Below are 26,597 nucleotides of genomic sequence, written 5' to 3'. Positions count from 1 at the left end.
GGCGGGAAGGGCGGCCGGGCGCTGGGGGAGAAATCCGGCGCCCGGCTGCAGGTCGAATGGGGAGGATCATTCGCCCTTGATATAGACGACGTGGGTCTCGGTAAATTCGTAGAGACCGTGCTTGCCGTCGGCACCGCCGATGCCCGACTTGCGACGGCCGGCATGGAAGCCCTGCATCGCCTCGAAGTTCTCGCGGTTGATATAGGTTTCGCCGAATTTCAGTTCGCGTGCCGCCTTCAGGGCCGAGTTGAGATCGCGGGTGTAGATGGACGAGGTCAGGCCGTATTCCGAATCATTGGCCAGAGCGATCGCCTCGGCAAGGCTGTCGACGGCCTGGATCGGCAGGACCGGACCGAAGATCTCGCGGCGCATGATGTCCATGTCGGCAGTTGCGCCAGTCAGCAGCGTGGGCTGGTAGTGGAAGCCCTGTCCGCGTTCGGCGATCTTGCCGCCGGTGACGATCTGAGCCCCCTGCTTCCTGGCCAGGTCCACGGCGTCGACCACCTTGTTCAGCCCGGCCTCGTTGACCAGCGGACCCATATGCAAGTCTGCCTCGACGGACGGATCGCCGTAGCGCGTGCTCTCGAACAGGACCTTCAGCTTCGCGACCAGGGCGTCGTGGACGTCGCGCTCGACATAGACCCGCTCGGCGCAGTTACAGACCTGCCCGGTGTTGATGACCCGCGAATCGAAGATCGCCTTGGCAGCGAGATCGAGATCGGCATCCTTCAGGACGATGGCCGGAGCCTTGCCGCCCAGTTCCAGATTGACGCGGGTGAGGTTCTTGCCGGCCAGTTGCATGATGTGCGAGCCCGTGGCCACGGAGCCGGTAAAGGTGATGAGGTCGACGCCCGGATGGGAGGCCAGCGCTTCGCCGGAGGTGCGGCCGCGGCCACCGATCAGGTTGAAGACGCCTTTCGGAAGATCGGTCTCGGCGACCAGTTCAGCGAAGATGAAGGCGTTGATCGGCGTTTCTTCACTCGGCTTGATGACGATCGTGTTGCCGGTCACCAATGCCGGCGCCAGCTTGCGCGCAATCAGGAAGAAGGGGAAGTTCCACGGCAGGATGCCGGCAACGACGCCCACCGGCTTGCGCAGCAGAAGCATGGTCTCATTCGGACGGTCCGACGTCAGAACCTCGCCTTCGATCCGGCGGGCCCATTCGGCCATATAGTCGATGTAGTCGGCGGTGAAATCCACCTCGACCTGCGCCAGGCTCTGAACCTTGCCCTGTTCCTTTACAATGATATCGGCGAGGGCGATGCGGTTTTCACGGATCTTCCCCGATATCTTGCGCAGATAGCCGGCGCGCTCGATGGCGGGCAGGCGCTCCCACGCGCCCTGCGCCGTGCGGGCCGCGATGACAGCGCGGTCGACCTCGGCGGCATCGGAATTCGGCACGCGGGCGATGACGACCCCGGTGGCGGGGTTGGTGACCTCGATCAGGCCGGACGTGGCATCGGCAAAGGCGCCGTCGATATAGTTGCGATAGGCACGATCAAGGCCGATGAATGCATTGGCTGTCATGGTCTACTCCTCGGATGGTCGCAGGAAAGCGAAGGGAAAGGCAGGGGTACGCGGCAGATCGCTCCGCCGCGCGGTATCGCATCTGCCGTCAGGCTGGTTGCCGCTGACCGGCGGGCAAGGGAGCACCCTCGACGGTACCGGTGTTGATCCAGTGTTCTTCGGCTGCCGGCGAGATGCCACGTCTCTGCTGCCAGCGCGACACTGCCATCACAAGGAACGGGACGAGAAGCGCGGTGGTGATGGTCGCGGCGGCGACCTGGGAGGTCGATATCGCCTCGATCGCCTTGTAGCTCGGGTCGAGCAGGGCGACGGCGGCCGGGGTGGCGACGGCATTGCCGGCCACGGTCGATTCCGCTGCGCCTGAGATCAGGTTGCGGGTGGCAGGTGGACGGCGGGTGATGATGTGCATGACGTGCAGGAACAGCATGGCAAACATGCCCGAGCAGATGACAGTGCCGATGCCAAGGAGAATGCCCTGCATGCCGGCCTGCAGCAGCATGGAGAAATCGATGCCGCGGCCGACGACGAAGCCGAGGAATGGGATCAGAAGCATTTCGCCCGGCGCCAGGAATTCGCGCGCCTTGGACGAATTGTTGCCAACGATGAAGCCGATGACGAGCGGCAGGAGGCAACCGATGAGCATGGTCATGGGGAAGGCGGCAAGGCCGGCCGTGCCGAGGATCAGCAGGGTGATGAAGGGGCCGTCGTTGAGCGAAATGACCGACACCGCGCCGCGGTCGGATGCATTGCCGAACTGCTTGGTGAGCGCCACGTAGAGCGCGGAGTTGGAATTGGTCATGCCTGCGATGATGGCGAGCGGGGTAAGACCCCATAGCGTGCCGCCCGGCATGTAGAAAGCCACGAGCAGGCCGATGCTGCCGCCGATGAAAGCCTTGCCGAGCAGGATTGCCGTGCCCTTCTGCAGCGTGGCCGAGGTTTGGCGGAAATCGATCTGTGCGCCCATGCAGAAGAAGAACAGACCAAGCAGAGCGCCCGTTCCATCCCGGAAGAGTGCCGTGGTGAAGCTGCCGACGGCCAGCAGTTCCGGCCAGAATGTATTGATGGTTGCGCCCAGGAACAGGGGCACGATCATCATGGAGCCAGGAACTTTACCAAGGATGCGGCCGATCGAGGCAACGATGCCGCGATCCTCGTTTCTTGCCGAACTCATTTATTCCTCCCAAGTGAATTTACAGATGAATGATGTGGCAACCGACCGTTCCGGAAACCGCGCAGCCGACATGTATCCAGCCGCACCTGCATGCATCGGGTTCCTCATTCCGGTACGGTGGCGTCTCCCCTCCCGTCAGGCCAGTTCGAGACCTTGGCGCAGCTCCTTGTTCCAGACGAAATGGGCACGGGAGACGACTTCCTCTGCCGTCATGACAGGGAAGCGGATATCCTGAAGGCTGCCTTCATAGGCGACATATTCTTCCGCCCGGGAAAGCAGCTCCGTTTGCTCGGTCGCGAAGAATCTGGTCTCGTCGGAATAGTTGTAGATCATCGTGAAGCGTCCGTCGGAGACGGTTCCGTCGGGCAGCTTCACACCTGCGGGGCAGGCGTTCCACGTGTGGGGAACCCCCGGTGGGATGTCGACTAGGCTGCCCGGCGCCACCACGAAATACTCGCCGCACAGTTCCGTGACGCCCACGCCGTTGAGTACGAGAATACGCTCGGGCAGCATTTCCAGCTCGCCCGTCGCCTCGTCGCGGATCATGTGCACATGGCGCGGCAGTCGGCAGTCGGGATGGAACTCGATAAAGCCGAACTGGCCTTCGAAGGAGAGCTTCGCCCCTTCGTCGTGACCTGTATAGAGTTCATGCATGGTGACCGGGAAGCCAGCCAGCGGAATCTTGATATTGGCACCCGTACCGTGGGTCACGCGGGTTCCATTGTCGAGCTTAACGCCCAGAATCTGTCCCTGAACCGGGAAGGCATCATGACGCGCCATATCGGTCCTCTCTTTGCTAGGATTTCACGTTTGGCCGCCGGAGCGGCAGGTTTCAGACGGCGGCGAGGAACTGCCGCTCCATCTCCTTGCGCAGCCGGATGGTGGCATCTTCGGCGTCGTATTCGACATCCGACCAGCAGACGACATGGCCATCGTCTATATCGCGCTTGAGCTTCATGCCATGGGCAAGGCCGATCGGCACCGCGTCGAGCTTCGAGGAGGTCGCGGCGGGGATGACCTTGCCGTACACGGTGTAGCCACCTTCCCCGTCGAGGATCTCGCCCCCGGTCAGCTTGCGCTTGGCAACGGCGATGACGTCGGCGCTCCAGCCCCTGGTGCGGCCGGTGGGTTCCTGGCGGGTCGCGATTGAGGCGATCGACACGCCCAGTTCCAGACCGATCAGATGGTAGGGCTTGTAGGTGGCGGCGAAGCGGCCGGTGGAGTCGGTGAGAAGGCCATACTGCTTGAAGCAGTCGCGGACATATTGCGTCTCGCCCTCAATCACTACATAGACGCCCCAGCGAAGGTCGCGGAAGACCGGACGGCCGTCGCGCTCGATTGAGGACACCACCTCCACGGTGCCGCGACGCTCGAGGATGCCGCCATACTCCTGCGGGCGGAGTACGGTCTGCAGGTCATCCGCGCCGCAGGCCGGGAAGAGCAAGCCGTCATCGGGTGGCAGCAACTCGCAACCATTGGCGACGGCGGCCATCTCGAGCGCGGACTTGGTGCCGTCCAGGAAGGAATTGAACATCTTCGGGTTGAAATCGCCGCCTGCTACCTGTTCCGGTGAGAAGCCGTAATGGCCCCACACGGTATCAGGCGTCGACTTGTGATAGATGGGCAGATATTTGGTGCCCTTGCCGGCGCATACGACGTTGAAGCCGGTGCAGCGGGCCCAGTCGCACAGTTCGGCGATCAGCGAGGGCTGGTCGCCCGCCGCCATGGAATAGATGATGCCGGATTCCTCGGCCTTCTTCGCCAGGAGCGGGCCGGCCAGAACATCGGCCTCCACATTGACCATGACGATGTGCTTTTTGTGCTCACAGGCCAGAAGCACATGACGCACGCCGGCTGCCGGATGGCCGGTCGCGTCGATGACGACATCGATAAATGGGCTGGCGATCATGTCGGCGGCATTATCGGTCACCAAGGTCGTACCGCTCTTGTGGGCATTTTCGAAGGAGACGGCCGCGAACTGCTCGTCGGTCCAGCCGACGCGATGCAACGACTGGCGGGCGTTGGACGGGCTGAGATCGGAAACGCCGACCAGATGCACGCCCGGCGTGCGGTTGACCTGCGAAAGATACATCGATCCGAATTTTCCGGCGCCGATGATGCCGACGCGGATCGGCTTTCCCGCAACTTCGAGCGCGCGGAGTTTTTCGAACATGGACATTGAATGCTCCCGGTGTTTCCGTTCTTCGGTCCTGGCGACCCCTCCACAGGTCCACCCAGACGATAGGGGTTGCTACAAACCGCTTGCCTTGCTGTAAATTCGCATGCACACAACGCGCATGTGCACAAAATCGCATACCTTCGATCTCGACTGGGACGATCTGCGGGCTTTTCTCGCTGTTGCCCGCGTGGGGCGGCTGACGGTGGCGGCGCGGCGCGTTGGCCTCGACCATTCGACGCTCAGTCGCCGCATCACCGCGCTGGAAGCGAGCCTGCGCGTGCCGCTCTTCGAACGTTCGCCCTCAGGATACAAGATCACCGAGGCTGGCGAGCGGCTGGCGGCCGAGGTGCAGCAGATGGAAAGTTCTGTCATCCGAATCCAGACCGAAGTGTCCGGTAGGGTAAACAGCCTTGCCGGGCCGTTGCGCCTGACCATGCCCGAGGGCTTTTCATCGAACTTCTTCGTAAGGCGGCTGCCCATGTTGCCGCCGGAACTGGCCGAAATCCGGATCGAACTGATCGCCGATCCGTCCATCGTCAGTCTCACCAAGCGCGAGGCCGACATTGCCATCATGATGGGACGTCCGACGCTTGGACCGTTGGTGTCACGCAAGCTGTGCGATTACGAATACGGCCTTTATTGCAGCCGCGACTATCTGCAATCGCATGAGGAAATCCGCTCGCCAGCCGACATGGACCGTCATTTCATCATCGGCTACATCCCCGACCTGATGCCGACTCCCGCGCATGACTACCTGCGGGGCTACCTGCCGCACCGGGATGCCGACCTGCAGGTTTCGAACATCCTCACGCAAGTCGATGCTACCTGCCATGGGGTTGGCGTAGCGCTACTGCCCTGCTTCATCGCCGCGCATCATTCCGAACTGGTGCGCCTGCTTCCTGATGAGATCAGCTTCCTGCGCTCCTACTTCATCGTGACACACGAAAACCCGCGTTATCGTCTGCGCACCGAAAGGATGAAGGAATTCATCGTTGAACAGGCAACAGCTTCCCGTGAAAAGTTCCAACCTTCGAGATAGAAGCGAAGCGTCGAGCCAGAGTGGCACTCAGCTTGTGTGATCCTGCCTGTTCCTGCGGATAACCGTCGCGATCAGAAGAACGACGCCGATGACCAGAACGATGCACCCGCCGACAAGGCTCGACGGCGATCCATATCGATAGCCGGATGCCAGAATGAGAAATCCGATCACGACAAGAACAATGGCGATCACCTTGTTGATGAGCGGGGACGATGAATTCATAGCCATTTCAACCTCCATCAAGCAAAACGAGATGCACATGACCTGTTCGTCTTCGGACCATTGGTCCTAGAAAGCTATCTTTGTACGGACCGCGGCGGTCACGGCCGTCGATGCATCCGAAACAGCCGGCCGCACCACCTGCAAGTCGGCTGTTACCGAAAACCACGGCGTGACCGCCGCATTGTAGAATGCCTCGATACCTTGTTCATCGCGCAGCTCGACGCCGATCGAGGCCAGACCGTCGCGCAGATCGGAACTCAGCGAATAGCGGAAATAGCCAACGCCCCAGCGGTCGAGGTTCCGGCCGGGCAGGAAGCTCGTTCCACCGATTCCGAGTATGGCGCTCCATTCAATCGGGTTAGGATTGCCGTCGGAGATGCCGACCTGTCCGAATATGCCCCAACCCTCCAGCGGGTTTCCGGGGTTCTGGACAAGATACTGCTGGAATGATGCACCCACGAACCAGCTTCCTTTTCTGGTTCCTATGAACTGCGAACTTCCTTGCGGGAGAACGAGTCCGGGGACATCTCCGAGGTCGGTGGTTTCCTTATTGTTGTAGATGGCCCTGGCGCCAAAGAAGCCGCTGCGACCCGCGATCTGGTAAGGGATGGTTGCCGACAGCATTCCGGTCATGCCTTCGCTGAAGGGGTCCGTCAGCACGTCGCTGTCTTGCGCATTGCGTGGATCGTAGACGAAAGCGGTCCAGATGATCGGATCGGTCCTGATGGTGAGATTGGCGCCAACCAGATAAGGCGGTGTCACGCCGGTTATCGGGGCGGCAAGCGCCGTATTCATGAAAGTGGTGGTGCCGCCGCCGCCAAGTAAAGGCGTATTCGCGAGAACGTCGAGCATATTGAATTTGCCGAAGCTGACCGAGACGCGCTCGCTAAACGCCTGCGACACGACGATCGACAGATCCTGATCGCTGCCGCCGAGGCGTGGGAATGCGAGCGCCGTGTTGACCGGCAAGAGAACCCGATTACCCATTGCATTGGCGCCGTCGCCGTAGAGCAACTCAAGATGCGCTGCGATAGAGAGGCCGGGCCACAGCCCCAATTTCTCTCCGTTGAATGTGACGAATAGATCGCCCTTGCCGCCGTATTGCCATTGGCGGGAGCCATCACCGGCGACCGCTCCCTGATAGAACTGGGTCAGCCACGCTTCGATATCGATGCCTCGATCAGGCAACTCGGCCCGCCATTCGTCTTCCAGAAGGCGAGGACGGGTCGACAGGGAGGAGGTTTCGGATGGGGGGACGCTCAATGGCTGAGCACGAACATCCCCATTCGGGATCAATCCGGTGCCTAACAAAAGAAGAGCGTTGAAAAGTCCAAGGCGCAAAGTGGGTTCCTTGTCGCGTTGAGGAGAAATGCTGACAGGGACGGTGATCTGGCCCCCATGAAGTATCAGGTTCGTTCCCTGGCTCGCTCCACCTGTAGGATCCATTGCCGGTGAGCTTAACTCCCGGTGCGGGAGAGTCATGGGCAAGGAATCCAGAACATGGGTCAGAAATCCCAATTCCCGGGTGGGAGCGAACGCTTGCGCCGTGTTCAGCGGCGCTTCAGATGGTGAGCGTCTTCGCTGAATTCGACGCCGCGTTCGGCATGGCCATCGCGCAGCTGATGAACCTTGATGAAACCACGAGACAACTCGCGCGCCACTCGATGAGAGGTGGTGCAAGGACTTGGCGTGTACCGCTTTGGGTCAGTATGGCAGTTAATGCGACCAAATTTGCTTTGATCTTACCGGTGATCCAAAATTTTCTGAACAGGCTGCGGCCGGGCGAAAGACCCGGCCGCCTGGGTGGCTACTTGAGCACGCCGTTCTTTCTCGCCGTCCAGGTGGCGATGTAGTCCATCAATGCCGGGGACAGGCAATCGTACGGACTGAGGCCGAGTTCGGCGAGCTTTGCACGAACGCCATCCATCTCCTTGGGGTCGATGCCGGATTCGATGATCGATGACACGAAGGCCGCGAAGGTTGGAGCGGCCCAGCCTGCCTCCTGGAACCGTTCCGGATGGATGAAATCCAGCCCCTTGAACGGGTGGTCGCGCTCAACCGGGCCATACATATGGACCCCGCATGCAGTGCAGGCATGACGCTGGATCAGCGCGCTTGCGTCGACCACCGCGAGCTTGTCGCCGTTCTCGAGAACCTCCACATTCTCATGCGCAGTGACAGCGACAACGGAGAAGGCCGCGCCATCCGGCTTCCAGCATTTGGTACAGCCGCAAGCATGGTTGTGTGCGACATCTCCCTTGATCCTTACCTTCACCGGGCGCTCGGCGCAGTCGCAGACCAGCGTTCCACCGGCGAAATTGCCCGTTCCCGGCTTGACGCCATCGTCGATAGCAGGGTGCAGTGACAGCATGTCTTCCTCCATAGCCGGGACTTGCTTCGGCTGTCGGGCTCGGCCGACCGCAGCTTGAAGGTCGCTGCATCGGCGATGGTAAGCATAACACTTTATTATGCGGCAGCCGAGACCGATGCTCCGGGAAAACTGGGGCACTATCGGCATATGCGCCATGTCTGGCGCTATCGTTTTCATATCCCGGTTCAATGAAAGCGAAGTGGGTGGCAGCACGTTGCCCGCCTACTGTGTCAGCGTGGGTTGAGCGCCTTCCTTGTGCTCGGACGACCGCGAGCCACTGCCAACGGAACTGAAACTGACGGCGTCGATCCTGCTGCCGCCAGGCAGCGGGCTAGCTGCCGATGGTATCGACCGGATCTTCGCCTGTCATCCTCGGTGACTCCTTGGGTTGGAGCACCGTGGTGTCGGAAAGCGCCATGCCATAGGCTGTGTCGCCGGCGCCTTCGGCGACATCGCTCGCCACACGGTAACCTTTGTTTTCGCGAACCTGGCGCGGGGACATTCCAAACTGTTCCGATATCTGCCGCGAGAAATGAAACGGGTTCTTGTAGCCGCACTGATAGGCGATGTCGGAGATCGGCAGGGCCGTCTGCAACAGAAGGAAGTGGCCGCGCGCGGCCCGCACTTGCCAGAGATAGCGCACTGGCGTGATGCCGAAGTGCTTGCGAAACGATGAAACCAGATGCTGCGGCGTCACGCCCACGAGGGCGGCGAGGCGGTCGACGGTAATCTCCTTCTCATAGTTCTCATCGACATAGAAGCGGGCGCGCAGAACTGACCGCGGCGTCAGCCGCTCCTGCTCGGACATCTGTGCTTCATGGAAATAGGCGAGAAAGATCGACTCGCCCAATGCGTTGCGAAGCTGGTTGAGATTGGAGCTCGAACCCGCACCAAGCTCCACTCCGAGGCGCTGAATGCTTTCGATACGCTGGGGCAGGGGAATCCGGCTGGGCAACGAGCGCAACCGTAAGGCAAGTGCCTCGCTGAGGTCGCCGGCATAGCCCTCGCACCAGCTCACCCGAGTGGGCCTTCCGTAGGAATACTCGATGGAGAGGCTTCTCTCATTGCGGAAGAAGCCGCAGCTCCTTCCACCCAATACGGTCTCCTCGTCGTCGCAGACGACCCGTACCTTGCCTTCGTGGATGATCAGCAAGGTCACATAACGATCACTCAGCGGCCCATAGACGCCGCCGGCCGGATATATCGCTTCACCGAAGGCGAAGCCCCGACCATTGTCGATGAATGCGCGCATAGCCAAGGCCTCGCTTACCGTGCCATGCGTTTTCTACCACGGCTAGGCATCTCATCAAAGATTAGAATAAATTGATCTTAATTTCAGATATGAATTCGGCCAGCGCAGGTATTCCGTGAAAACAGGGGCTGCTGAATACTCCCTTCAGCAACGGGCGAGCCGATCATGCCGCCTGGACATGCCAGCAAGACGCATCCTCCGGAGGAAAAACGTGTTTCTGCCAGCCGACCATTCCAAGACAAGAAACGACCTGCCGCGCGGCTGCACATTTGCCGCCAGCGACTGGCATATCCTGGCCTCCTTCTGGCATCCGATTGCCTTCGTCCACGACATCGCCGACAAGCCGGTGCGCGCAAAATTGCTCGATGTCGACCTGGTGATCTACAAGACCTCGGCTGGCATTACCGTGGCTCGCGATCTGTGTCCGCACCGCGGAACCCGCATCAGCGCCGGCTGGATGGATGACGACCAGATCGTCTGTCCGATGCACGGGCTGCATTTTGGGCATGACGGCGCCTGTTCCAAGATTCCTTCGATCGCCAATTCCGAAGGGCGCATACCTCCCAAGCTGCGCCTGGAAACCTACGCATCGGTCGAGCGTTACGGCATCGTCTGGACGTGCCTGAAGGGCGAACCCATCTGGCAGCTGCCCGACTGGGACGGCATCTCCAACCCCGCTCTCCGGAAGGTGTATGTGCCTGAAGGCACCTGGTATGCGGCGGCCAGCCGGCACGTCGAGAACTTCAACGACGTGGCTCATTTCCCCTGGGTGCATACCCAGAGCTTTGGCGGCAGCACGGCGGACCCGATCCCCCCCTACGATGTCGAACAGACCGGGTACGGGCTGCGTTTCGAGCTGCCCTACCACGAAGGGTTCAACCGCTTCGACGATGGCGTCGCCGGCGACGAACGGGATGTGGTCTATACTTACGAACTGACCTACCCGTTCTCCACGCTGATCAAGATCGAGCCGCAGGGATCGGACTATGTCGTCTATTTCGCCGACACGGTATGTCCCGTCTCGGCGCGCGAAACGCGCATTTTCCAACTGATGACAGACTCCACCGGCGAGCCGGATAGCGACTACTGGATCAAAGATTCGCTCCTCATCAACGACGAGGACAAGCCGATGGTCGAGGAGCAGCATCCTGAGGAACTGCCGCTCGACCTCACCGAAGAGATCCATGTCCCGTCGGATCGAATGTCGCTCGAGTATCGCCGCGGGCTCGTGCGCAATTTTGGCCTTGGCGCGCCGATCACGAGTTGATGTCACAGCACCATCGCAACTGCAGATATCAGGAAAGACGATGTCGACCCATTTCGAAACCTGCTTCCGTCGCCAGGCGCGGCTTCGTGCCCGACCATGGCAGGATGACGGCCGGACAGCCCGGCAACGGAGGAGGGCGTCTTGACCATGGCGTTTGCGAGAAACGGGCTCAAGCCCGCCACGCCGGCGTCTGGCAGGTTGCGCCTGCAGGTCGGGCGCAAATGGACCTGTGCCGAGGGCATCGTCGCAATCGACCTCGTCGCGTCGGATGGCGCGCTCCTGCCGGCGTTTACGGCCGGGTCTCACATCGATCTGTTCCTGCCCGGTGGCTTCACGCGTCAGTACTCGCTCCGTAATGATCCGCGCGAGCGTCACCGCTATGCAATAGGCGTCCTCCGCGAGCCTGGCGGTCGCGGTGGATCCGCCTACGTCCATGACGGCCTGAACGTTGGCGATGCTGTCGAGACGAGCGTGCCGCGCAATGCCTTCGAACTCGATGAGGCGGCGGCGTTTTCGCTGCTGCTGGCAGGCGGCATCGGCGTCACGCCGATCCTGGCCATGGCCTATCGGCTTTCTGCCCTCGGGGGGAATTTCGAGTTCCACTACTGTGCCCGCAGTGCCGATAGACTGGCCTTTCGCGACGAAATCGAGGCCTCGCCCTTTGCCGGCAAGGTCAGGTTCCATCTCGACGACGGCCCCGCGGCGCAGCGTCTGAGCCTGGACAGGTTGCTGGCCTATCGGCCCGCTGGCGCGCATCTCTACGCCTGCGGTCCCTCAGGGTTTCTCGATGCCGTGGTCGCCAAGGCCGGAGCCAGCTGGCCGGCGGATGCGGTGCATCGCGAATATTTCGCCAATTCCGCTCCCAAGGCGCAAGCCGACCAGCCATTCAAGATCACGCTGGCGCGCTCCGGCCTCAGCTTCGATGTCGCGCCGGGGCGGAGCATCGTCGAGGTGCTGGCCGAGAACGGCATAGACGTTCCCGTATCGTGTGAACAGGGCATCTGCGGCACCTGCGTGACGCGGGTGGTTTCGGGCGAGCCCGACCATCGCGATCTCGTGCTTACGGACAAGCAGCGTGCCGACCACATGACGTTGTGCTGCTCGCGGGCCCGGAGTGCCGAGCTGATCCTCGATCTCTAGGCCAGAAGGATATTACGCATGCAGCACTGAACGTTCACCAGGCAGCGAAGCACAAGGGCTGTTGGCCCGAGAAGAAAAAGCCACCAAGGGTAAGATGATGCAGCTGGAAGAATTCGTGCGCAATCTGCCGAAGGCAGAGCTTCACCTGCATCTGGCCGGTGCGGTAAAGGCCCGGACGTTCCTCAAGCTGGCGCGCAAGAACAATGTCGCGCTGCCTGACTTCGGCGAGGTCGAGGATCTCTATCGATATGACAATCTTGTCGATTTTCTCGGAGTCTACGATCTCGTCGCGCGCTCTGTGGTCGACACAGACGATTTCCACCTGATCACCTACGAGGCACTGGAACACGTCGCCAAGGCCGGCGGTCGCTACACCGAATTCTTCTTCAGCCCCCAGGTGCACCAAGATGTCGGCATCAGCTACCAGACCATGTTTTCCGGCATCCTCAAGGCTATGGAGGACGCCGAGCACGACTTCGGCCTGGTGTCGCGGCTCATTCCAGCGATCAATCGCGAGTTGAGCCTCGATCGAAGCTTTGAGTTCCTGGACCTGATACTTCCATTCCGTTCCGACAAGGTCATCGGTATTGGTCTTGATTATGACGAGGAGCTGTTCCCGCCGGCGCCGTTCAAGCCGGTCTACGACAAGGCGAAGAAGGCGGGGATGCGGCTCACGGCCCATGCGGGGGAGGGTGGCCCAGCCGCCAATGTGCGCGACGCCCTCGATCTGCTCGGCGTGGAGCGGATCGATCATGGCTACCGCGTCATGGAAGATCCCCGTCTGGTCGCACGCTGCATCGCCGAAGACATCGCCTTCACGGTCTGCCCGAGCTCGACTGTCATCCTTACCCACTGGCGAGACCTTGCCGCCGCCGACCACCCGATCCGGACCATGCTCGATGCCGGTCTCAAACTGGTGGTCGATACCGACGATCCGCCGATGCTGCAGACGAACCTTGCCAGGGAGTATGGGCTGCTCGCTGATACGATGTCACTCGACCGGGCGACCCTTGCCGCGCTGGCGCTGAACTCGCTCGACGCGGCCTGGCTGGACGACAGCACGGAGCGTGACTGGCGCGCTGAGTGGACGAAGGACATCGACCTTTTGATGGCAGAGCCGGTGGAGACGCACGCTATCATCTGAGATCAAGGCGCCTCGAGGAGGAGGCGGCTCCAAAACAACAAGAACAGACGGGATGCAACCCAGACAATGACACCAGAGGGAAAGGTAAAATCCTATGTTCCAACATCTTGCCAGAAGACTGGCGGTCCTGGCGATGCTTGCCATCGCCATTATTGGCGTCAGCCCTGAACGCTCGGCGGCAGCCGACCCGGACAAGCTCAACATCGCCGTCATCCTCTCGGCCGGCATCGAGAGTGCCTGGGATGGCACGCTGATCGAGGCGCTTGAACGCGCGAAGGCGGCAAAGCCGCATGGGCTTGAGATCACGTGGAAATACACCGATCCGCTATGGGGCGACGATGCCGGAGATGCCATGCGCCTGTTTGCCGAAAGCGGCGTATATGACGTCATCTGGGCCCACAGTACCTATTCCGATCAGGTGAAGAAGCTGCGGGAAGAGTTTCCCGACATCCTCTTCGTGGTCGTCGGTTCGGGCAATGAAGGGCTCGGCGGCAATCAGTACTGGGTCTACAAGCGTGTTCACGAGCCGGCCTACCTGCTTGGCTTTGTCGCTGGAAAACTCACCAAGTCGAACAAGCTGGGTGCGGTCGGAACTTTCCCGGCGGACGACGTGAATGACGAGATCAACGCCTTCTTCGCCGGCGCAAAGGCCGCAAATCCTGCGGTGGCGCGCACAGTCGCTTTTATCGAGTCCTGGTACGATCCGGCGAAGGCCGGAGAGTATACCAAGGCGCAAATCGCCACTGGGGCGGACCTGATTTTCCAGCTAACCGGCAATTTCAAGCCGTGCGAAGAAGCCAAGATCCTGTGCTTCGGCAATTTCCAGGACCAGAAGTCGTTTTCGCCCTCGACGATCCTGTCGAGTGCCGTGGCGCAGTGGGATCCGGATATTCGCTGGATCATCGATGAATGGTGGGCGTACAAGGCCGAAGGCAAGCCCTATGCGGGCAATACCGACAAGCACTGGTTTCCGATGAAGGATGGCGGATCGGCCGTGGCGCCAAACGCCGACTTGCAAGGGAACGTGCCTGCCAACGTCCAGGCGGAGCTCGACGACCTCGAGGCCAAGATCATGGCCGGCAGCTTCGAGGTGCCTATCGACGTCTCCGATCCAAAGGCCAAGTAGTTCGTATTGAAAGCCCGGCCGCGATGGGCGCCCGCCTGCCGCGGCTTTCGCTCACTCGAAATTTGGTGCCTCTCATGTCCACTGCCTTGCGTGTCGAAGGCCTGACCAAGCGGTTCGCCGGGGTTACTGCCAACGATAATGTCGACTTCGATCTGCGCCGCGGCGAGATCCATTGCCTGTTCGGCGAAAACGGTGCCGGCAAGTCGACGCTTTCGTCCTGCATTTTCGGCTTCTACCGACCCGACAAGGGCGAGATCCTGCTGCGCGACCAGCCCGTGCATATTGCCTCGCCCATGGACGCAATCCGTCACGGCATCGGTATGGTCCACCAGCATTTCGTGCTTGTTCCGGAATTCACCGTGCTTGAGAACATCATCGTCGGCACCCAACGATCAGGCTGGCGGCTGAACGCTGCCGAGGCGCGCCAGAAGCTGAAGGATATCTGTGAAGGATACGGCATCGACATCGATCTCGATGCCTATGTCTGGGAGTTGCCCGTCGGCCGCCAGCAGTGGGTCGAAATCCTCAAGGCGCTCTATCTAGACGCACAGATACTGATCCTCGACGAACCCACGGCCGTGCTGACGCCAGGCGAGTCGCGGATGCTGTTCGACATTATCCGAAAGATGTGCTCGCGTGGCATGTCGATCATCCTGATCACACACAAGCTGGTCGAGGTAATGCAGTCGGACCGTGTGACGGTCCTGCGCAAGGGCAAGGTGGTGGCGACACTCGACACGCCTGCCACCACGCCGGACGAACTGGCCAGGCTCATGGTTGGCCGCGATGTGTCCTTCACCATCATCAAGCCCGAACTGGCGCCGGGCGAAACGATCCTGGCTGTCGACGGCCTGTCTGCTCGCGGCTTCTGGGGCGATACGATCTTGCGGGGTGTGTCCTTCTCTGTCGCGCGGCACGAAGTCCTCGGCATTGCTGGCGTTGCCGGCAATGGCCAGAAAGAGCTGTTCGAGGTGCTCTGCGGTGTTCGCAGGCCTGCTGCCGGCTCGATCCGCTTCAAGGGCGAGGAGGTGGCGGGCATGTCGCCTCGGGCGATGATGGACCGTGGCGTCGGGCACATTCCCGACGATCGGTTCCGGGAGGGGTTGGTTCCAGAATTCAGCGTTGCCGAGAATGTCGTCCTCGGCTGGCAACGAAGCCCAAAATACCGCAAGGGTCCATTGATGGATCGCGAGGCGATCACAAGCCTGGCTCGGGAGATGATCGGCGAATACCAGATTGCCACGCGCGACGAGCAGGTTGCGGCCGGCAAGCTTTCAGGCGGCAACGCCCAGAAGATCATCATCGCTCGTGAGTTCCTGCATGCCTCCGGCCTGGTGCTCGCCAATCAGCCGACGCGGGGGCTCGACGTCGGCGTGATTGAATACGTGCAGGCGCAACTCCTGAAGAAACGCGCCGAGGGCTTCGCCATTGTGCTCGCCTCCGAGGAGCTCAGCGATCTGTTCAGCCTCGCCGACCGCATCGCCGTGATGTTCAAGGGCGAGATTATGGGCATCGTCGACCCGAAGAAGGTCACGGTCGCCGAGGTCGGCGTTATGATGGCCGGCCGCCGCAGCGAGATCGCGGCCAGCAAGGAAAGGGTTCCGGCATGATCGTCTTCGAACGCAGGATGGAGGCGAACGCGATCTGGACGCTTGCTTCCTTCATCATAGCCGTTGTTGCCGGGTTGGCGGCATCGGCGGTTCTGATCGCATCGACGGGCGCCAATGTCCAAGAGGTCTTCGGCGCATTGCTGCAGGGCTCGGTCGGCTCGCCCAAGGCGCTGGCGACGACGCTGGTGAAGGCGGCGCCGCTGATCCTGACCGGACTGGCGACGGTCATCGCGTTCCGGGCCCAAATATGGAGCATTGGTCAGGAAGGGCAGGTCTTTGCCGGAGCCATGGGGGGCTATCTCGGAGCCCAGCTGCTTGCCGGGCTGCCGCCGCTGCTGTTCTTCCCCGGTGTTCTCGCCTTCGGCATGGCGGCCGGCATGGGGCTCGGCTGGATTGCCGCGGTGCTGCGTAACCGCTTTGGCGTGAACGAGATCATCTCCACGGTCATGCTCAACTATCTGGTCGTCTATCTTCTTTCATGGCTCCTGCAGGGCGGCCCGTGGGGAGAGACGGGTGGCACCGTCGCCTACCACCAGTCGCCTATGCTGCCGGGTGAGGCTTTCCTGCCGGCGCTGTTTGGCAGCAGCCGCCTTCATACCGGAGTGCTGCTGCCGTTTCTCGCAGCCGCCATCTGCGCCCTCGTCATGTCACGCACGCCTCTCGGCTACGAGATCCGCGGCCTGGGCTACAACCCCGAGGCCTTGCGCCACAAAGGCGTCGACATCGGGCGTACGGTGACCGTGATCATGATGGCGAGTGGAGCGCTTGCCGCACTTGCCGGGTCGATCGAGCTCTTTGGTGTTGCTCACCGCCTGCGCGCCGACAATCTCATCGGCCTTGGCTATGCCGGCATCATTGTCGGCATGATCGGCGGCCTCAGCCCGGTCGGAACCGTGTTGGCCGGGCTGTTTTTCGGTGGGTTGGCGAGCGGCGCCGTCTACATGCGGGTGCTTGGTGACGTGCCGGCCTCGCTCGTGCCGGCCATGCAGGGCATCACCCTGTTCTTCTTCCTCTGCGCCGGCGTCCTGGCGCGCTATCGAATCGTCATGAAGGTTGCCGCCCAATGAGCCAGCTATTCCAGGAAGCGATCATCATCAGCATTCTTGCTTCGACCATACGGATCATGACCCCGCTGCTGTTTTCGGCGATGGGCGAGCTGATTACCCAGCGTGCCGGCATCTGGAACATGGGCGTCGAGGGCACGATGCTCACGGGAGCCTTTACCGCCTACCTGGTTGCCACGGCGACCGATTCGCTGTGGCTTGCGGTGCTGGCAGCGGTCGTTGCAGGCGCGCTTATGGGCCTCATCATCGCCTTCATGACCGCAACTCTGCGCGTCGACCACTTCATCGCCGGCCTCGGTCTCAACCTGCTTGCCGGCGGGCTCACGCTCTACTGGTTCCAGAGTTACATCCAGGGGCGGGCGCAGCCGATCTTCTCGGGCTTTCAGGACGTTGCCATTCCGCTGCTTTCCGACATCCCTTTCATTGGCCCGGTTCTGTTTTCGCAACGTGCGTTGACCTATGTCGCCCTGCTGGTCGTGCCAGTCGTCTGGTTCCTGCTCTACCGCAGCCGCTACGGGCTCGAGTTGCGTTGCCTCGGTGAAAACCCGAAGGCGCTCGATGTCAAGGGCCTGAGCGTTTCGGCCCGGCAATATGCAGCCGTCATGCTGGGGAGCGCCATGACCGGCCTTGGCGGTGGCTTCCTCATGCTCGGGTTTTCCGATCGGTTTCTGGCGGATTTCACCGCCGGTCGCGGCTGGATCGTCATCGTCGCGCTCATCGCCGGCAATTGGCGGCCGAAGGGCGTTCTCATCGCGGTGACGGCCTTCGCTTTTCTGGAATCCTTGGCCACGCATCTCCAGGTGGTAGGTGCACAGGTTCCGCACCAGCTGCTGCTCGCATTGCCCTATCTCGCTTCGATCGGCCTGTTGATGGGCTTGCGCTTCCGCTCGGGACAGCCGACCAGGCTCGGCATCCCCTACGCGCGGGAATAACCGGAGGGGCCTTCACAGCTACCATTTTCTTACCATGATATTTCGAACAGGCGACATGCTGGCCAGCATGTCGCCTGTCTCGCTCTGATGATCTCAGAACGCCGTATTGCCGGGGCTCTCCAGGACATCGCTGGGAGGACGATACCCCTTGTTCGCGCGGATCTCGGTGGGTGTCATCGCAAAGTTCTGCCGGATATGGCGCGAGAAATGAAACGGGTTCTTGTAGCCGCATTGATAGGCAATTTCGGAAACCGACAGGCCGCTTTGGAGCAGGAGGCCCCGACCGCGATTGGCCCGCATCTGCCACAGATATTGCATGGGGGTGACGCCAAGGTGCTTGCGGAACGACGAAATCAGGTGTTGCGGAGACAGGTTCGCGATGGCTGCGAGCTCGCCGACCGTGATGCCCTTGTCCATGTTGTCATCCATGTGGCTTTTTACCCGCAAGACCTGTTTGGGAATGAACCGGTTGCATTCGATGAGTTGCGCCTCATGGAAGAACGCGGTGTAGAGCGCGTAGCCAACAGCATTGCGCACGTCATTGAGACCCGTGCTTGACGAAAAGCCCAACTCGACACCGATGCGCTGCAGGGTTGTTAGCCTGTCGGTCAGGGACAGCACCGGCGAGACGCCGGCGAGTGGAGATGGCCTGGTCCCCCAGGCCCTGCCGGGCACGCCCTCGCACCATCCCACCCTGTGCAGGATGTCGCGCTCCATCTCGATCAGGAACAGACGGTCATTCTTGAAGAAGGCGATCTGCCCGCCCGTGAGCGTCGTTCTCTCGTCGTCGCAGGTGACCCTGATCAGTCCCTCATGGACGAAGATCAGGCTGACATACGGCTTGGACAACGGTCCATACACGCCTCCGCGGGAATAGGTCGCCTCCCCGAAGGCGAAGCCGTGCTCGACGTCCACGATGGAGTCCATGTTGCTATCCACCTATTCCAATCAGGTAGGCAGAATAGAATTGATATTGAATAAATTCCATCCCGACCTTCATCCTGGATATGGATTGCCGCTGGTGCGGTATTCTCTCAGCGGGTCGCGGTCTGCACAGTTGGGCCGCTCAAGTTCGGAGGAGAAAGACAGTGCAGGACAACGCTGAATTGGCAGGCAATGGAACACCGTTTCATGCCGCAAGCAGTGCCGAAGTGCGGACAACCTGGTGGTATGCGTGGGACAAGTACATTGTCCCTGACGTCTATACGAGCATGCCGCGGGAGCTTGCGGCCATCCGCAATGCCGTTGCCATGATCGACATGTCGCCGCTGCCCAAGATGGAACTCCGTGGCCCCGACGCCCACCGCCTCGTTGACCACCTGATGACCCGTGACATGAAGCGCCTCGAAGTCGACCACGTGATGTACACGCCATGGTGCAACTGCGATGGCCTTCTCGTCGGCGACGGCCTGGTTTTTCGCCTGGCGGACGACTGGTTCATAGTGTCAGGCGAGACGGGCCACGCATGGTTTGCCAGCCAGGCTGTCGACCTGCAGGTCGAAATCCGCAACGTCTCCGACGACTACGGCATCCTCTCGCTGCAGGGGCCGCGCGCCTTCGATCTCATGAAGGCGGCGACAGGCCGCGATTGGTCCGACCTCAAATTCTCCCAGATCGGACGTGCCACGATTGCCGGTCATGACATTCTGGTCGCCCGGCAGGGGTTCACCGGCGAACTTGGCTTCGAGCTTTGGGTGCCGAAGGCATCGGGTGCTGCGGTATGGAGAAATTTCCAGTCGGTTGGCCAGCCATTTGGCGTAATGCCGGCAGGCGAGTATGCGGTTGACGTCGCTCGTATCGAGGCTGGACTGATCCTGGTATCGGCAGACTACAATGGCGCTGGTCCGGACCCGCGTACCGCGCGCGTCGACGTTACAGTCGATCTGAACATCACACCCATCGAAGCCGGGTTGGGGCGGCTGGTCGATTTCGGCAGCGATTTTGTCGGTAAGCAGGTCCTGCAGGCTGCGGCGGCGTCGTCCGAAACGGGACGGCGTTTTGTTGGACTGCAGTATGATACCCAGGAGATCGTGGCTGCAGCTGCCGAGAGGAGCGCCTACGGGACGGCTCTGTCGCGAGTGTTCTGGGGCTCGATGCCAGCGTTTCACGCTGGCCAGCCGGTAGGACGCGCTTCGAGCCTAGCGTTCAGCCCCACGCTGAAACGTGCCATCAGCTTTGGCTTCCTGCCCGCTGAGCTGTCATCACCGGGCAGCGTGGTCGATGTCGAATTGAAAGATGACGAGGGCGCCAGCATCGGCATGGTCGCCGCCACGGTTGTGTCGTTGCCGTTCATCGAAATTCGCCGGTCGAAGGGTTGACCAAGGACGCGGAGGAGAGGGCGCGAACATAGCTCACAAACTCGCATCGTTCGACCTCGAAGGCCGGCGTCGCGCTGGGCAGGCGATCTCCTCCAACTCGTCCACGATATCGCACGTGGCCGCGTCATACTTTCAATGTTGAGGACAGTATCGTATCTGCTTTCTTTTTCCCGGGATCTTCTGCGACCCAAAGCCAAGTGCGGAAGCGGCGGACGAACTCGTCTGTTGCGAGTAGCATGACCTGCCGCCGCTCGGCGCCAGGCAACGATAATCCATGAAGCGGAAGGTGACGCCGCTCTTGCCGAAGGCGATGAGGCGTCGAGCCCGGGCTGCGGGGCACCTGGTATGGACCACCCACCGCTTCTTCGGGCGGGGAGCGAGGTGGTGCAGGAATGCCCACTGGCGCCGGCCGGCGTATCGGCGAATGCGGGAGCAGGGAACATCATCGCTCCCGGAAGGAGAACTGCCCCGATCACGGTGATCTCTTGGAGGCCACGTTATTCAGGAGCAACACCGGCTTTCGCAGTTCGGTCCATGGCGGGAAGTTTGTTCCCCATCACTTGAACAGCGAGGGAACCGGCGGACGGCTATATCGTTGAGGGGGACGATTGAAAGGTAGGAAAACCATGGACAAAGAGGCCAGAACCTCCAAGGACCACGAGCCCCGCGACGGTTCCGAACGCGGCATAATCGTTGCCGGGCCGGATGCCCATGCGCGCGAGGCCAAAGGGGAAACGCCCTCCGGGCAGCTTCCGAAAGCGAAGCCACGGAAGAAGAACGAGCCGGCAGGCAAGACGGCCGGCCCTACCTCGAACGCGCGGCGGTAGATGACTACCGACCCCGGGCCACACCCCAGGAGGGGCAGGCCCGGGGCCGTAAGATAGCGGCTTATGCCACCAGATCGAAACGATCTGCGTTCATGACCTTGGTCCAGGCGGCAACGAAGTCCTTCACGAACTTCTCCTTGTTGTCGTCCTGGGCATAGACCTCCGCATAGGCGCGCAGGACCGAGTTCGAGCCGAAGACCAGATCGGCGCGGGTTGCCGTGTACTTCGCCACGCCGGTCTTGCGGTCGCGGATTTCGTACAGGTTGCTGCCGGTCGGGACCCACGAATAGCGCATATCGGTGAGGGTCGTGAAGAAGTCCGTCGTCAGCGCGCCGACGCGGTCGGTGAACACGCCATGTGCCGTGCCGGCATGGTTGGTGCCGATGACGCGCATGCCCCCGACCAGTGCCGTCATTTCCGGCGCGGTCAGGCCCATGAGCTGGGCGCGGTCGAGCAACAGCTCTTCCGGGCTCACCACATAGTCGTTCTTCTGCCAGTTGCGGAAGCCGTCGGCGAGCGGCTCGAGCGGAGCGAAGCTCTCCGCATCGGTCTGCTCGGCGGTGGCGTCGCCCCGACCCGGCGCGAAGGGCACGGTGACATCGAAGCCGGCAGTCTTCGCGGCCTGCTCGACGCCCCAGTTGCCGGCCAGCACGATGACGTCGGCAAGGCTGGCGCCCGATGCCGACGCGACCGGCTCCAGCACTGAAAGCACGCGGGCGAGACGCGCCGGCTCGTTGCCTTCCCAGTCTTTCTGCGGGGCGAGGCGGATGCGCGCGCCGTTCGCGCCACCGCGATAGTCCGAACCGCGGTAGGTGCGGGCGCTGTCCCATGCGGTGGCGACGAGGTCCGCTGCCGAAAGGCCGGAAGCGGCGATCTTTGCCTTGACGGCAGGGATGTCATAGCCGGTGCTGCCGGACGGGATCGGATCCTGCCAGACGAGATCTTCAGCCGGAACGTCCGGTCCAAAGTAACGGGACTTCGGCCCCATGTCGCGGTGGGTCAGCTTGAACCAGGCGCGGGCGAAGGCATCCGAGAACGCCTCGAAGTCGTTCATGAAGCGCTGCGAGATCTCGCGGTAGATTGGATCCACCTTCAGCGCCATATCGGCATCCGTCATCATCGGAATGGTGCGGATCGAGGAATCCTCGACGTCGACCGGCTTGTCTTCCTCGGCGATTGTAATCGGCACCCACTGCGATGCCCCGGCCGGGCTGTGCGTGAGTGTCCATTCATGCTTGAACAGCATTTCGAAGAAGCCGTTGTCCCACTTCGTCGGCTCGGATGTCCAGGCGCCCTCGATACCCGAGACGACCGTGTCGCGGCCGATGCCACGGCCCGCGGTGTTAATCCAGCCGAGGCCCTGAAATTCAGGGCCGGCCGCCTCCGGGGCAGGGCTGAGATTGCCCGCGCTGCCGTTGCCGTGCGACTTGCCGATGGTGTGGCCGCCGGCCGTCAGCGCCACCGTTTCCTCGTCGTTCATGCCCATGCGAGCGAAGGTCTCGCGAATCTGCGCGGCCGTCGCCAGCGGGTCGGACCGGCCGTTCACGCCTTCCGGGTTGACGTAGATGAGACCCATCTGCACGGCGGCGAGCGGGTTCTCCAGCGTCGCGGGGTTGGCGACATTGCCGTAGCGCTGGTCGCTCGGGGCGAGCCACTGCTTCTCGTCACCCCAGTAGACGTCCTTTTCCGGCGCCCAGATGTCTTCGCGGCCGAAGCCAAAGCCATAGGTTTTCAGACCGGCGACGTCATAGGCGATGGTGCCGGCGAGCGCGATCAGGTCGGCCCAGGAAATCTTGTTGCCGTATTTCTTCTTGATCGGCCACAGCAGGCGGCGGCCTTTGTCCGTATTGGCGTTGTCCGGCCAGGAGTTGAGCGGGGCGAAGCGCTGGTTACCGGTATTGGCGCCGCCGCGGCCGTCTGCGGCGCGATAGGAGCCGGCCGCGTGCCAGGTGACGCGCGCCATCATGCCGACGTAGCTGCCCCAGTCGGCCGGCCACCATTCCTGGCTGTCGGTCATCAGGGCGCGCAGGTCCGCCTTCAGCGCTTCCACGTCCAGCTTCTTGAGTTCTTCGCGGTAGTTGAAGCCCTTGCCCAGCGGATTGGTCTTGGTGTCGTGCTGGTGCAGAATGTCGAGGTTCAGCGCGTTGGGCCACCATTCCATGACGGAATTGCCGAGGGCCGTGGCGCCCCCATGCATGACCGGACATTTTCCGGTCGGGTTCGTCTTTGCGTCCATAATTGTTCTCCCGTGGTTTTGCCTGGGTAAAAAAGGAGCCACTGAAAGCGATTTCGGAGAGGCGCCCGCGCATTGCGGGGCCGGAACCATCGCGATCCACGTGTCGATTTCAATCCTAGCTGGACCCGCTCATAAATTCCAATTGTATATTCTAAAGACCACCATATGCTCAGGTTATGATTGGACTGACCATGAAGCACCTGCGCTATTTCGACGCCCTCGCAAAATCGGGTCACTTCGGGCGGGCCGCCGAGGCATGCGCGATTTCCCAGCCGGCGTTGTCCGTACAGATCAAGGAACTGGAAGGACTGATCGGCGCGCCTCTGGTGGAAAGAGGGGGGCGGAATATCCGCCTGACCGGCCCCGGCCAGGAATTCGCGCAAAGGGTGCGTGCGATCCTGCGCTTGGTCGACGAACTGGGCGAACTGGGACGTGCCGCGCATGGGCCGCTTGCCGGCCGACTTCGCCTCGGCGTCATTCCCACGGTTGCGCCCTATATGCTGCCCGACGTCATCAAGGCGCTCAACCGGCACTTTCCGGGGCTCGACCCGCGGCCGCGCGAGGCCATCACGCAGAAACTGATCGACGACCTTCTGGAAGCCCGGCTCGACGCGGCTATAGTGGCGTTGCCGGTTTCGGAGCCGGCGCTGGAGGAAGTGCCGCTGTTCCCGGAAGAATTCGTGCTGGTGCGGCCGCGCGAGGACGCGGACAAGCCGGTTCCTCCTTCCCACAAGCTTCACGAGATGAGATTGCTGCTCCTGGAGGAAGGCCATTGCTTCCGGGATCAGGCACTTTCCTTTTGCAACCTCGCCGCTTCGCCGCCACGCGAATTGATGGAAGGAACCTCGCTGTCCACCCTCGTCCAGATGGTGGGGGCCGGGATCGGCGTCACCCTCATTCCACAGATGGCGGTGCATACGGAGATGCGCTCCTCCAGGGTGTGCGTGTTCCGGCTGGCGGAGCCCCGTCCTTCCCGGACCATCGGCATGATATGGCGAAAGACCAATCCCCTGTCCTCGCAATTCACGCAAATTGCCAGGATCGTTCGCGAAGCCGGTTTGCGAAAACTATCCCGGTTCGGCGCCGATTGGACCGCATTGGCATAGACTGCTTCAGAGGTCGGTCGGTTATTTCCCTGGCCTAGTCAGGTTGAAAGCGGGTTCGTGTTTGAGGACGCCAGCTGAATGGCGGCCTATTGTCAGATTTCTCCAACGGGACTGTCGGGAACCGGCCCCCTGTCAAGACACACATCGCTTACGGTACAGTGCGCTTTGACAACAGAGTTCGAGTCTATTTCCTCGAGAATACGAGGCAGCTTGCATGACCAGACGCATTCTCCACGTGGTCACGAACGTTTCCCACTATGCCGATCCCGACGAGCCCACCGGCCTGTGGCTTTCCGAACTAACGCACGCCTACGACCTCTTCGAAGCGGAAGAATGTGAGCAGCGTATCGTCAGCCCCAAGGGAGGGAAGTCGCCGCTTGAGCCTCGCGCTCTGAAATGGCCGCTCCTCGACGCGTCGGCGAAGGCATGGCTGAACGACCCCGCGCGCATGAGACTTCTCTCGCAGACGGCGCGGCCGGATGAGATCGACGCTTGCCAGTTCGACGTGATCTATTTCACCGGCGGCCATGCGGTAATGTGGGATTTTCCCGAGGATGCCGGGTTGCAAGAATTGGCACGTACCATCTGGGAGCGAGGCGGCATCGTTGCGTCGGTCTGCCACGGCTATTGTGGTCTTCTCAACGTCAGGCTCACCGATGGAACGCTGCTGGTAGCCGGAAAACGGGTTACCGGCTTTGCCTGGTCGGAAGAGGTCATGGCGGGCGTCGCCCGCAAGGTGCCGTACAATGCCGAAGCGGAGATGAAGCGACGCGGCGCCCGGTACGAGAAGGCGCTCCTGCCGTTTTTACCCTATGCCATAGCAGATGGACGTCTTGTTACCGGGCAAAATCCCTTCTCAGCCAAAGCCACGGCCAAGAAAATCGTGGCTATGCTGTAAGATCGCTTGGCCGTCAGGCTCTAGTTTGGGATCGAAGCCGCTGCTTTAGCGGTCGTCTGTGACGACCGAATTGAGGTCATGAGTGGTACGGCCGCTTACCGCAAAATTTCTGCTGGGATCGCTGGCGTGGCAGGTGGTTACGAGGGTGGCCGGCTTCAAGTCGGCTGCACCTGCGGACGATCGCATTGTCGCGTGGCACGGCGAGAAGCTTACCCGATTGGCTGAAGAGCGCATAAAGACCATCGTCGTTGAGTGAAGCGACGCGTTCACATGTCCTCCCTAATCGTCCTCAAAGTCACCGAACAGGTCCTGCAGCCGGGTCAGCATCTCCACTCTTTGGTCGACCTTATCGCCAAGCATGACAATGATGTTGGAGAGTAGAAGATCGATCACTGCCATGATGGTTGCCGAACCATCCCACAGCGGGCCGTGTGGACCGGGAATGACCAGTGCTATGTCGGAAGCTTCCTTCACCCACGGGCAGAATTCGTCGGTAAGCAGTATGACCTTGACGCCGGACTTGCGTGCCTGAAGCGCGAGCGGAAGTGCCTTTGCAGCAAAGCGTCGTGCCTCGATGAGGAAGAGCACCCGTCCTTCCACGGCCTTGTCCAGCACCTCGGCATAGGTGCCGTTCAGTCCATCCACATATTGCACGCGCGGGCGGGCGTAGGAGAGCTGGGCAGCCATGTATTCCGCGGTCCCGCGGATGTTCTGGTAGGCGGCGACATACACTTCGGACGCCCCGATCAGCGCGTTCACGCAGGCGTGCCATTCCGGCGCGATAGTGACTTCATATACCTGCCGCAGATTGTCGATCTGCTGGTTGATGAGCCGTGCGAGGAGCTTGCCCTCGCGGATATCGGCCTGCAGGACGTCCACCTCGCCCTTGACCTGCCAGGCCGGATTGGAGCGGGCGTGGCGCAATTCCTGCTTGAGCGGTTCCAGGCCGTCGAAACCAATGCGACGCAGGAACCTGCCCACCGTCATCGGGCTTACCCCGACCTTGGTGGCGATGGAACGCGCTGTCTCGAATGGAAGCTCAGCCAGATGCCTTTCGAGATATTGGGCCAGAAGCTTGTCGGATCTCGACCGCCGCACTTCATCGCTGCCCAGCCGTTCTAGTATCGCTTTCGACATGATCTCCTGTCGGGTTGGGCCACCCCGCAGA

24 protein-coding genes and 1 pseudogene are annotated in these 26,597 nt (G+C 61.5%); 13 read left to right on the top strand and 12 right to left on the bottom strand.

Going from position 1 to position 26,597, the window contains the following annotated elements:
• Nucleotides 1-66: 66 nt before the first annotated feature.
• The 4 genes from aldA to ACVCNR_RS21470 form a co-directional block, all read right to left on the bottom strand.
• A complete protein-coding gene (aldA, locus tag ACVCNR_RS21485) occupies nucleotides 67-1,527 on the bottom strand; it encodes an aldehyde dehydrogenase (RefSeq protein ID WP_447076424.1) in 1,461 nt (486 codons plus the stop codon).
• An 88-nt stretch (nucleotides 1,528-1,615) separates the two neighbouring features.
• Nucleotides 1,616-2,698, bottom strand: coding sequence for a 2-keto-3-deoxygluconate permease (locus ACVCNR_RS21480; protein WP_447076423.1), 1,083 nt, complete (start codon nucleotides 2,696-2,698; stop codon nucleotides 1,616-1,618).
• A gap of 135 nt (nucleotides 2,699-2,833) precedes the next feature.
• Nucleotides 2,834-3,478, bottom strand: a complete 645-nt coding sequence (locus ACVCNR_RS21475; protein ID WP_447076422.1) for a cupin domain-containing protein — start codon at nucleotides 3,476-3,478, stop codon at nucleotides 2,834-2,836.
• Between the two features lie 52 nt (nucleotides 3,479-3,530).
• On the bottom strand, nucleotides 3,531-4,877 hold the full coding sequence (locus tag ACVCNR_RS21470; protein WP_447076421.1) for an NAD(P)H-dependent oxidoreductase: 1,347 nt from the start codon (nucleotides 4,875-4,877) through the stop codon (nucleotides 3,531-3,533).
• 103 nt (nucleotides 4,878-4,980) lie between these two features.
• Here ACVCNR_RS21470 and ACVCNR_RS21465 point away from each other — a divergent pair, with 103 nt between their 5' ends.
• Entirely contained in the window at nucleotides 4,981-5,916 is a 936-nt protein-coding gene (locus tag ACVCNR_RS21465; RefSeq protein ID WP_447076420.1) for a LysR family transcriptional regulator, read from the top strand.
• Nucleotides 5,917-5,943: 27 nt separating this feature from the next.
• Here the strand turns inward: ACVCNR_RS21465 and ACVCNR_RS21460 are convergent, their stop codons facing one another.
• Nucleotides 5,944-6,144, bottom strand: a complete 201-nt coding sequence (locus ACVCNR_RS21460) for a hypothetical protein (protein WP_447076419.1) — start codon at nucleotides 6,142-6,144, stop codon at nucleotides 5,944-5,946.
• Between the two features lie 60 nt (nucleotides 6,145-6,204).
• The gene (locus tag ACVCNR_RS21455; RefSeq protein ID WP_447076418.1) at nucleotides 6,205-7,620 is read right to left on the bottom strand and encodes a carbohydrate porin; all 1,416 of its coding nucleotides are present in this window, start codon (nucleotides 7,618-7,620) and stop codon (nucleotides 6,205-6,207) included.
• Nucleotides 7,621-7,703: 83 nt separating this feature from the next.
• On the opposite strand from ACVCNR_RS21455, the gene ACVCNR_RS21450 reads away from it, so the two are divergent.
• On the top strand, nucleotides 7,704-7,991 hold the full coding sequence (locus ACVCNR_RS21450) for a hypothetical protein (RefSeq protein WP_447076417.1): 288 nt from the start codon (nucleotides 7,704-7,706) through the stop codon (nucleotides 7,989-7,991).
• On the opposite strand, the gene gfa is transcribed toward ACVCNR_RS21450, so the two are convergent.
• Both gfa and ACVCNR_RS21440 read right to left on the bottom strand, forming a co-directional pair.
• Complete coding sequence (gfa, locus tag ACVCNR_RS21445; RefSeq protein WP_447076416.1) at nucleotides 7,946-8,509, bottom strand: S-(hydroxymethyl)glutathione synthase; 564 nt, start codon at nucleotides 8,507-8,509, stop codon at nucleotides 7,946-7,948. The two genes, ACVCNR_RS21450 and gfa, sit on opposite strands and share 46 nt — an antisense overlap.
• A 331-nt stretch (nucleotides 8,510-8,840) precedes the next feature.
• Complete coding sequence (locus ACVCNR_RS21440; RefSeq protein WP_447076415.1) at nucleotides 8,841-9,761, bottom strand: helix-turn-helix transcriptional regulator; 921 nt, start codon at nucleotides 9,759-9,761, stop codon at nucleotides 8,841-8,843.
• Between the two features lie 211 nt (nucleotides 9,762-9,972).
• Between ACVCNR_RS21440 and ACVCNR_RS21435 the strand changes: the two genes are divergently transcribed.
• The 7 genes from ACVCNR_RS21435 (at nucleotide 9,973) to ACVCNR_RS21405 (ending at nucleotide 18,044) form a co-directional block, all read left to right on the top strand.
• Nucleotides 9,973-11,028, top strand: coding sequence for an aromatic ring-hydroxylating oxygenase subunit alpha (locus tag ACVCNR_RS21435; protein WP_447076414.1), 1,056 nt, complete (start codon nucleotides 9,973-9,975; stop codon nucleotides 11,026-11,028).
• A gap of 147 nt (nucleotides 11,029-11,175) precedes the next feature.
• Nucleotides 11,176-12,168, top strand: a complete 993-nt coding sequence (locus ACVCNR_RS21430; protein WP_447076683.1) for a PDR/VanB family oxidoreductase — start codon at nucleotides 11,176-11,178, stop codon at nucleotides 12,166-12,168.
• A gap of 61 nt (nucleotides 12,169-12,229) precedes the next feature.
• The gene (gene add, locus ACVCNR_RS21425) at nucleotides 12,230-13,312 is read left to right on the top strand and encodes an adenosine deaminase (protein WP_447076413.1); all 1,083 of its coding nucleotides are present in this window, start codon (nucleotides 12,230-12,232) and stop codon (nucleotides 13,310-13,312) included.
• Between the two features lie 133 nt (nucleotides 13,313-13,445).
• Complete coding sequence (locus ACVCNR_RS21420; protein WP_447076412.1) at nucleotides 13,446-14,438, top strand: BMP family lipoprotein; 993 nt, start codon at nucleotides 13,446-13,448, stop codon at nucleotides 14,436-14,438.
• Nucleotides 14,439-14,512: 74 nt separating this feature from the next.
• The gene (locus tag ACVCNR_RS21415) at nucleotides 14,513-16,048 is read left to right on the top strand and encodes an ABC transporter ATP-binding protein (protein WP_447076411.1); all 1,536 of its coding nucleotides are present in this window, start codon (nucleotides 14,513-14,515) and stop codon (nucleotides 16,046-16,048) included.
• Nucleotides 16,045-17,115, top strand: a complete 1,071-nt coding sequence (locus tag ACVCNR_RS21410) for an ABC transporter permease (protein ID WP_447076410.1) — start codon at nucleotides 16,045-16,047, stop codon at nucleotides 17,113-17,115. The genes ACVCNR_RS21415 and ACVCNR_RS21410 overlap by 4 nt, the downstream gene beginning before the upstream one ends.
• Nucleotides 17,112-18,044: an ABC transporter permease gene (locus tag ACVCNR_RS21405; RefSeq protein WP_447076409.1), complete on the top strand. Its 933-nt coding sequence runs from the start codon at nucleotides 17,112-17,114 to the stop codon at nucleotides 18,042-18,044. The genes ACVCNR_RS21410 and ACVCNR_RS21405 overlap by 4 nt, the downstream gene beginning before the upstream one ends.
• Nucleotides 18,045-18,137: 93 nt before the next feature.
• Here ACVCNR_RS21405 and ACVCNR_RS21400 read toward each other — a convergent pair whose 3' ends face one another.
• On the bottom strand, nucleotides 18,138-18,971 hold the full coding sequence (locus ACVCNR_RS21400; protein WP_447076408.1) for a helix-turn-helix domain-containing protein: 834 nt from the start codon (nucleotides 18,969-18,971) through the stop codon (nucleotides 18,138-18,140).
• A gap of 161 nt (nucleotides 18,972-19,132) precedes the next feature.
• Here ACVCNR_RS21400 and ACVCNR_RS21395 point away from each other — a divergent pair, with 161 nt between their 5' ends.
• The gene (locus tag ACVCNR_RS21395; protein ID WP_447076407.1) at nucleotides 19,133-20,362 is read left to right on the top strand and encodes an aminomethyl transferase family protein; all 1,230 of its coding nucleotides are present in this window, start codon (nucleotides 19,133-19,135) and stop codon (nucleotides 20,360-20,362) included.
• Between the two features lie 202 nt (nucleotides 20,363-20,564).
• Here the strand turns inward: ACVCNR_RS21395 and ACVCNR_RS21390 are convergent.
• Nucleotides 20,565-20,758 (bottom strand): annotated as a pseudogene (locus tag ACVCNR_RS21390) (transposase); the annotation flags it as partial.
• A gap of 230 nt (nucleotides 20,759-20,988) precedes the next feature.
• Here ACVCNR_RS21390 and ACVCNR_RS21385 point away from each other — a divergent pair.
• A complete protein-coding gene (locus ACVCNR_RS21385; RefSeq protein ID WP_447076406.1) occupies nucleotides 20,989-21,189 on the top strand; it encodes a hypothetical protein in 201 nt (66 codons plus the stop codon).
• Between the two features lie 61 nt (nucleotides 21,190-21,250).
• On the opposite strand, the gene katG is transcribed toward ACVCNR_RS21385, so the two are convergent.
• Nucleotides 21,251-23,425, bottom strand: a complete 2,175-nt coding sequence (gene katG / locus ACVCNR_RS21380; protein WP_447076405.1) for a catalase/peroxidase HPI — start codon at nucleotides 23,423-23,425, stop codon at nucleotides 21,251-21,253.
• A gap of 176 nt (nucleotides 23,426-23,601) precedes the next feature.
• Here katG and ACVCNR_RS21375 point away from each other — a divergent pair, with 176 nt between their 5' ends.
• Together ACVCNR_RS21375 and ACVCNR_RS21370 are read left to right on the top strand one after the other, a co-directional pair.
• The gene (locus ACVCNR_RS21375) at nucleotides 23,602-24,531 is read left to right on the top strand and encodes a hydrogen peroxide-inducible genes activator (RefSeq protein WP_447076404.1); all 930 of its coding nucleotides are present in this window, start codon (nucleotides 23,602-23,604) and stop codon (nucleotides 24,529-24,531) included.
• A 214-nt stretch (nucleotides 24,532-24,745) separates the two neighbouring features.
• Nucleotides 24,746-25,429, top strand: coding sequence for a type 1 glutamine amidotransferase domain-containing protein (locus ACVCNR_RS21370; RefSeq protein ID WP_447076403.1), 684 nt, complete (start codon nucleotides 24,746-24,748; stop codon nucleotides 25,427-25,429).
• 279 nt (nucleotides 25,430-25,708) lie between these two features.
• On the opposite strand, the gene ACVCNR_RS21365 is transcribed toward ACVCNR_RS21370, so the two are convergent.
• Nucleotides 25,709-26,566, bottom strand: a complete 858-nt coding sequence (locus ACVCNR_RS21365) for a MurR/RpiR family transcriptional regulator (RefSeq protein ID WP_447076402.1) — start codon at nucleotides 26,564-26,566, stop codon at nucleotides 25,709-25,711.
• Nucleotides 26,567-26,597: the final 31 nt, after the last annotated feature.

It is taken from the genome of Aquamicrobium terrae (genome assembly GCF_052978165.1).
Note: the sequence above shows the minus strand (reverse complement) of the source record. Positions and strands in the feature narration are given on the sequence as shown.

What these genes read in the sequence shown, in the direction of transcription:
- ACVCNR_RS21470 (WP_447076421.1), bottom strand. Translation starts at nt 4,877, where the DNA reads ATGTCCATGTTCGAAAAACTCCGCGCGCTCGAAGTTGCGGGAAAGCCG.
- ACVCNR_RS21415 (WP_447076411.1), top strand. Translation starts at nt 14,513, where the DNA reads ATGTCCACTGCCTTGCGTGTCGAAGGCCTGACCAAGCGGTTCGCCGGG.
- aldA (WP_447076424.1), bottom strand. Translation starts at nt 1,527, where the DNA reads ATGACAGCCAATGCATTCATCGGCCTTGATCGTGCCTATCGCAACTAT.
- ACVCNR_RS21460 (WP_447076419.1), bottom strand. Translation starts at nt 6,144, where the DNA reads ATGGCTATGAATTCATCGTCCCCGCTCATCAACAAGGTGATCGCCATT.
- ACVCNR_RS21375 (WP_447076404.1), top strand. Translation starts at nt 23,602, where the DNA reads ATGATTGGACTGACCATGAAGCACCTGCGCTATTTCGACGCCCTCGCA.
- ACVCNR_RS21480 (WP_447076423.1), bottom strand. Translation starts at nt 2,698, where the DNA reads ATGAGTTCGGCAAGAAACGAGGATCGCGGCATCGTTGCCTCGATCGGC.
- ACVCNR_RS21475 (WP_447076422.1), bottom strand. Translation starts at nt 3,478, where the DNA reads ATGGCGCGTCATGATGCCTTCCCGGTTCAGGGACAGATTCTGGGCGTT.
- ACVCNR_RS21465 (WP_447076420.1), top strand. Translation starts at nt 4,981, where the DNA reads ATGCACACAACGCGCATGTGCACAAAATCGCATACCTTCGATCTCGAC.
- ACVCNR_RS21405 (WP_447076409.1), top strand. Translation starts at nt 17,112, where the DNA reads ATGAGCCAGCTATTCCAGGAAGCGATCATCATCAGCATTCTTGCTTCG.
- ACVCNR_RS21400 (WP_447076408.1), bottom strand. Translation starts at nt 18,971, where the DNA reads ATGGACTCCATCGTGGACGTCGAGCACGGCTTCGCCTTCGGGGAGGCG.
- katG (WP_447076405.1), bottom strand. Translation starts at nt 23,425, where the DNA reads ATGGACGCAAAGACGAACCCGACCGGAAAATGTCCGGTCATGCATGGG.
- ACVCNR_RS21420 (WP_447076412.1), top strand. Translation starts at nt 13,446, where the DNA reads ATGCTTGCCATCGCCATTATTGGCGTCAGCCCTGAACGCTCGGCGGCA.
- ACVCNR_RS21455 (WP_447076418.1), bottom strand. Translation starts at nt 7,620, where the DNA reads ATGACTCTCCCGCACCGGGAGTTAAGCTCACCGGCAATGGATCCTACA.
- ACVCNR_RS21365 (WP_447076402.1), bottom strand. Translation starts at nt 26,566, where the DNA reads ATGTCGAAAGCGATACTAGAACGGCTGGGCAGCGATGAAGTGCGGCGG.
- gfa (WP_447076416.1), bottom strand. Translation starts at nt 8,509, where the DNA reads ATGCTGTCACTGCACCCTGCTATCGACGATGGCGTCAAGCCGGGAACG.
- ACVCNR_RS21410 (WP_447076410.1), top strand. Translation starts at nt 16,045, where the DNA reads ATGATCGTCTTCGAACGCAGGATGGAGGCGAACGCGATCTGGACGCTT.
- ACVCNR_RS21440 (WP_447076415.1), bottom strand. Translation starts at nt 9,761, where the DNA reads ATGCGCGCATTCATCGACAATGGTCGGGGCTTCGCCTTCGGTGAAGCG.
- ACVCNR_RS21370 (WP_447076403.1), top strand. Translation starts at nt 24,746, where the DNA reads ATGACCAGACGCATTCTCCACGTGGTCACGAACGTTTCCCACTATGCC.
- ACVCNR_RS21385 (WP_447076406.1), top strand. Translation starts at nt 20,989, where the DNA reads ATGGACAAAGAGGCCAGAACCTCCAAGGACCACGAGCCCCGCGACGGT.
- ACVCNR_RS21430 (WP_447076683.1), top strand. Translation starts at nt 11,176, where the DNA reads ATGGCGTTTGCGAGAAACGGGCTCAAGCCCGCCACGCCGGCGTCTGGC.
- ACVCNR_RS21450 (WP_447076417.1), top strand. Translation starts at nt 7,704, where the DNA reads ATGGTGAGCGTCTTCGCTGAATTCGACGCCGCGTTCGGCATGGCCATC.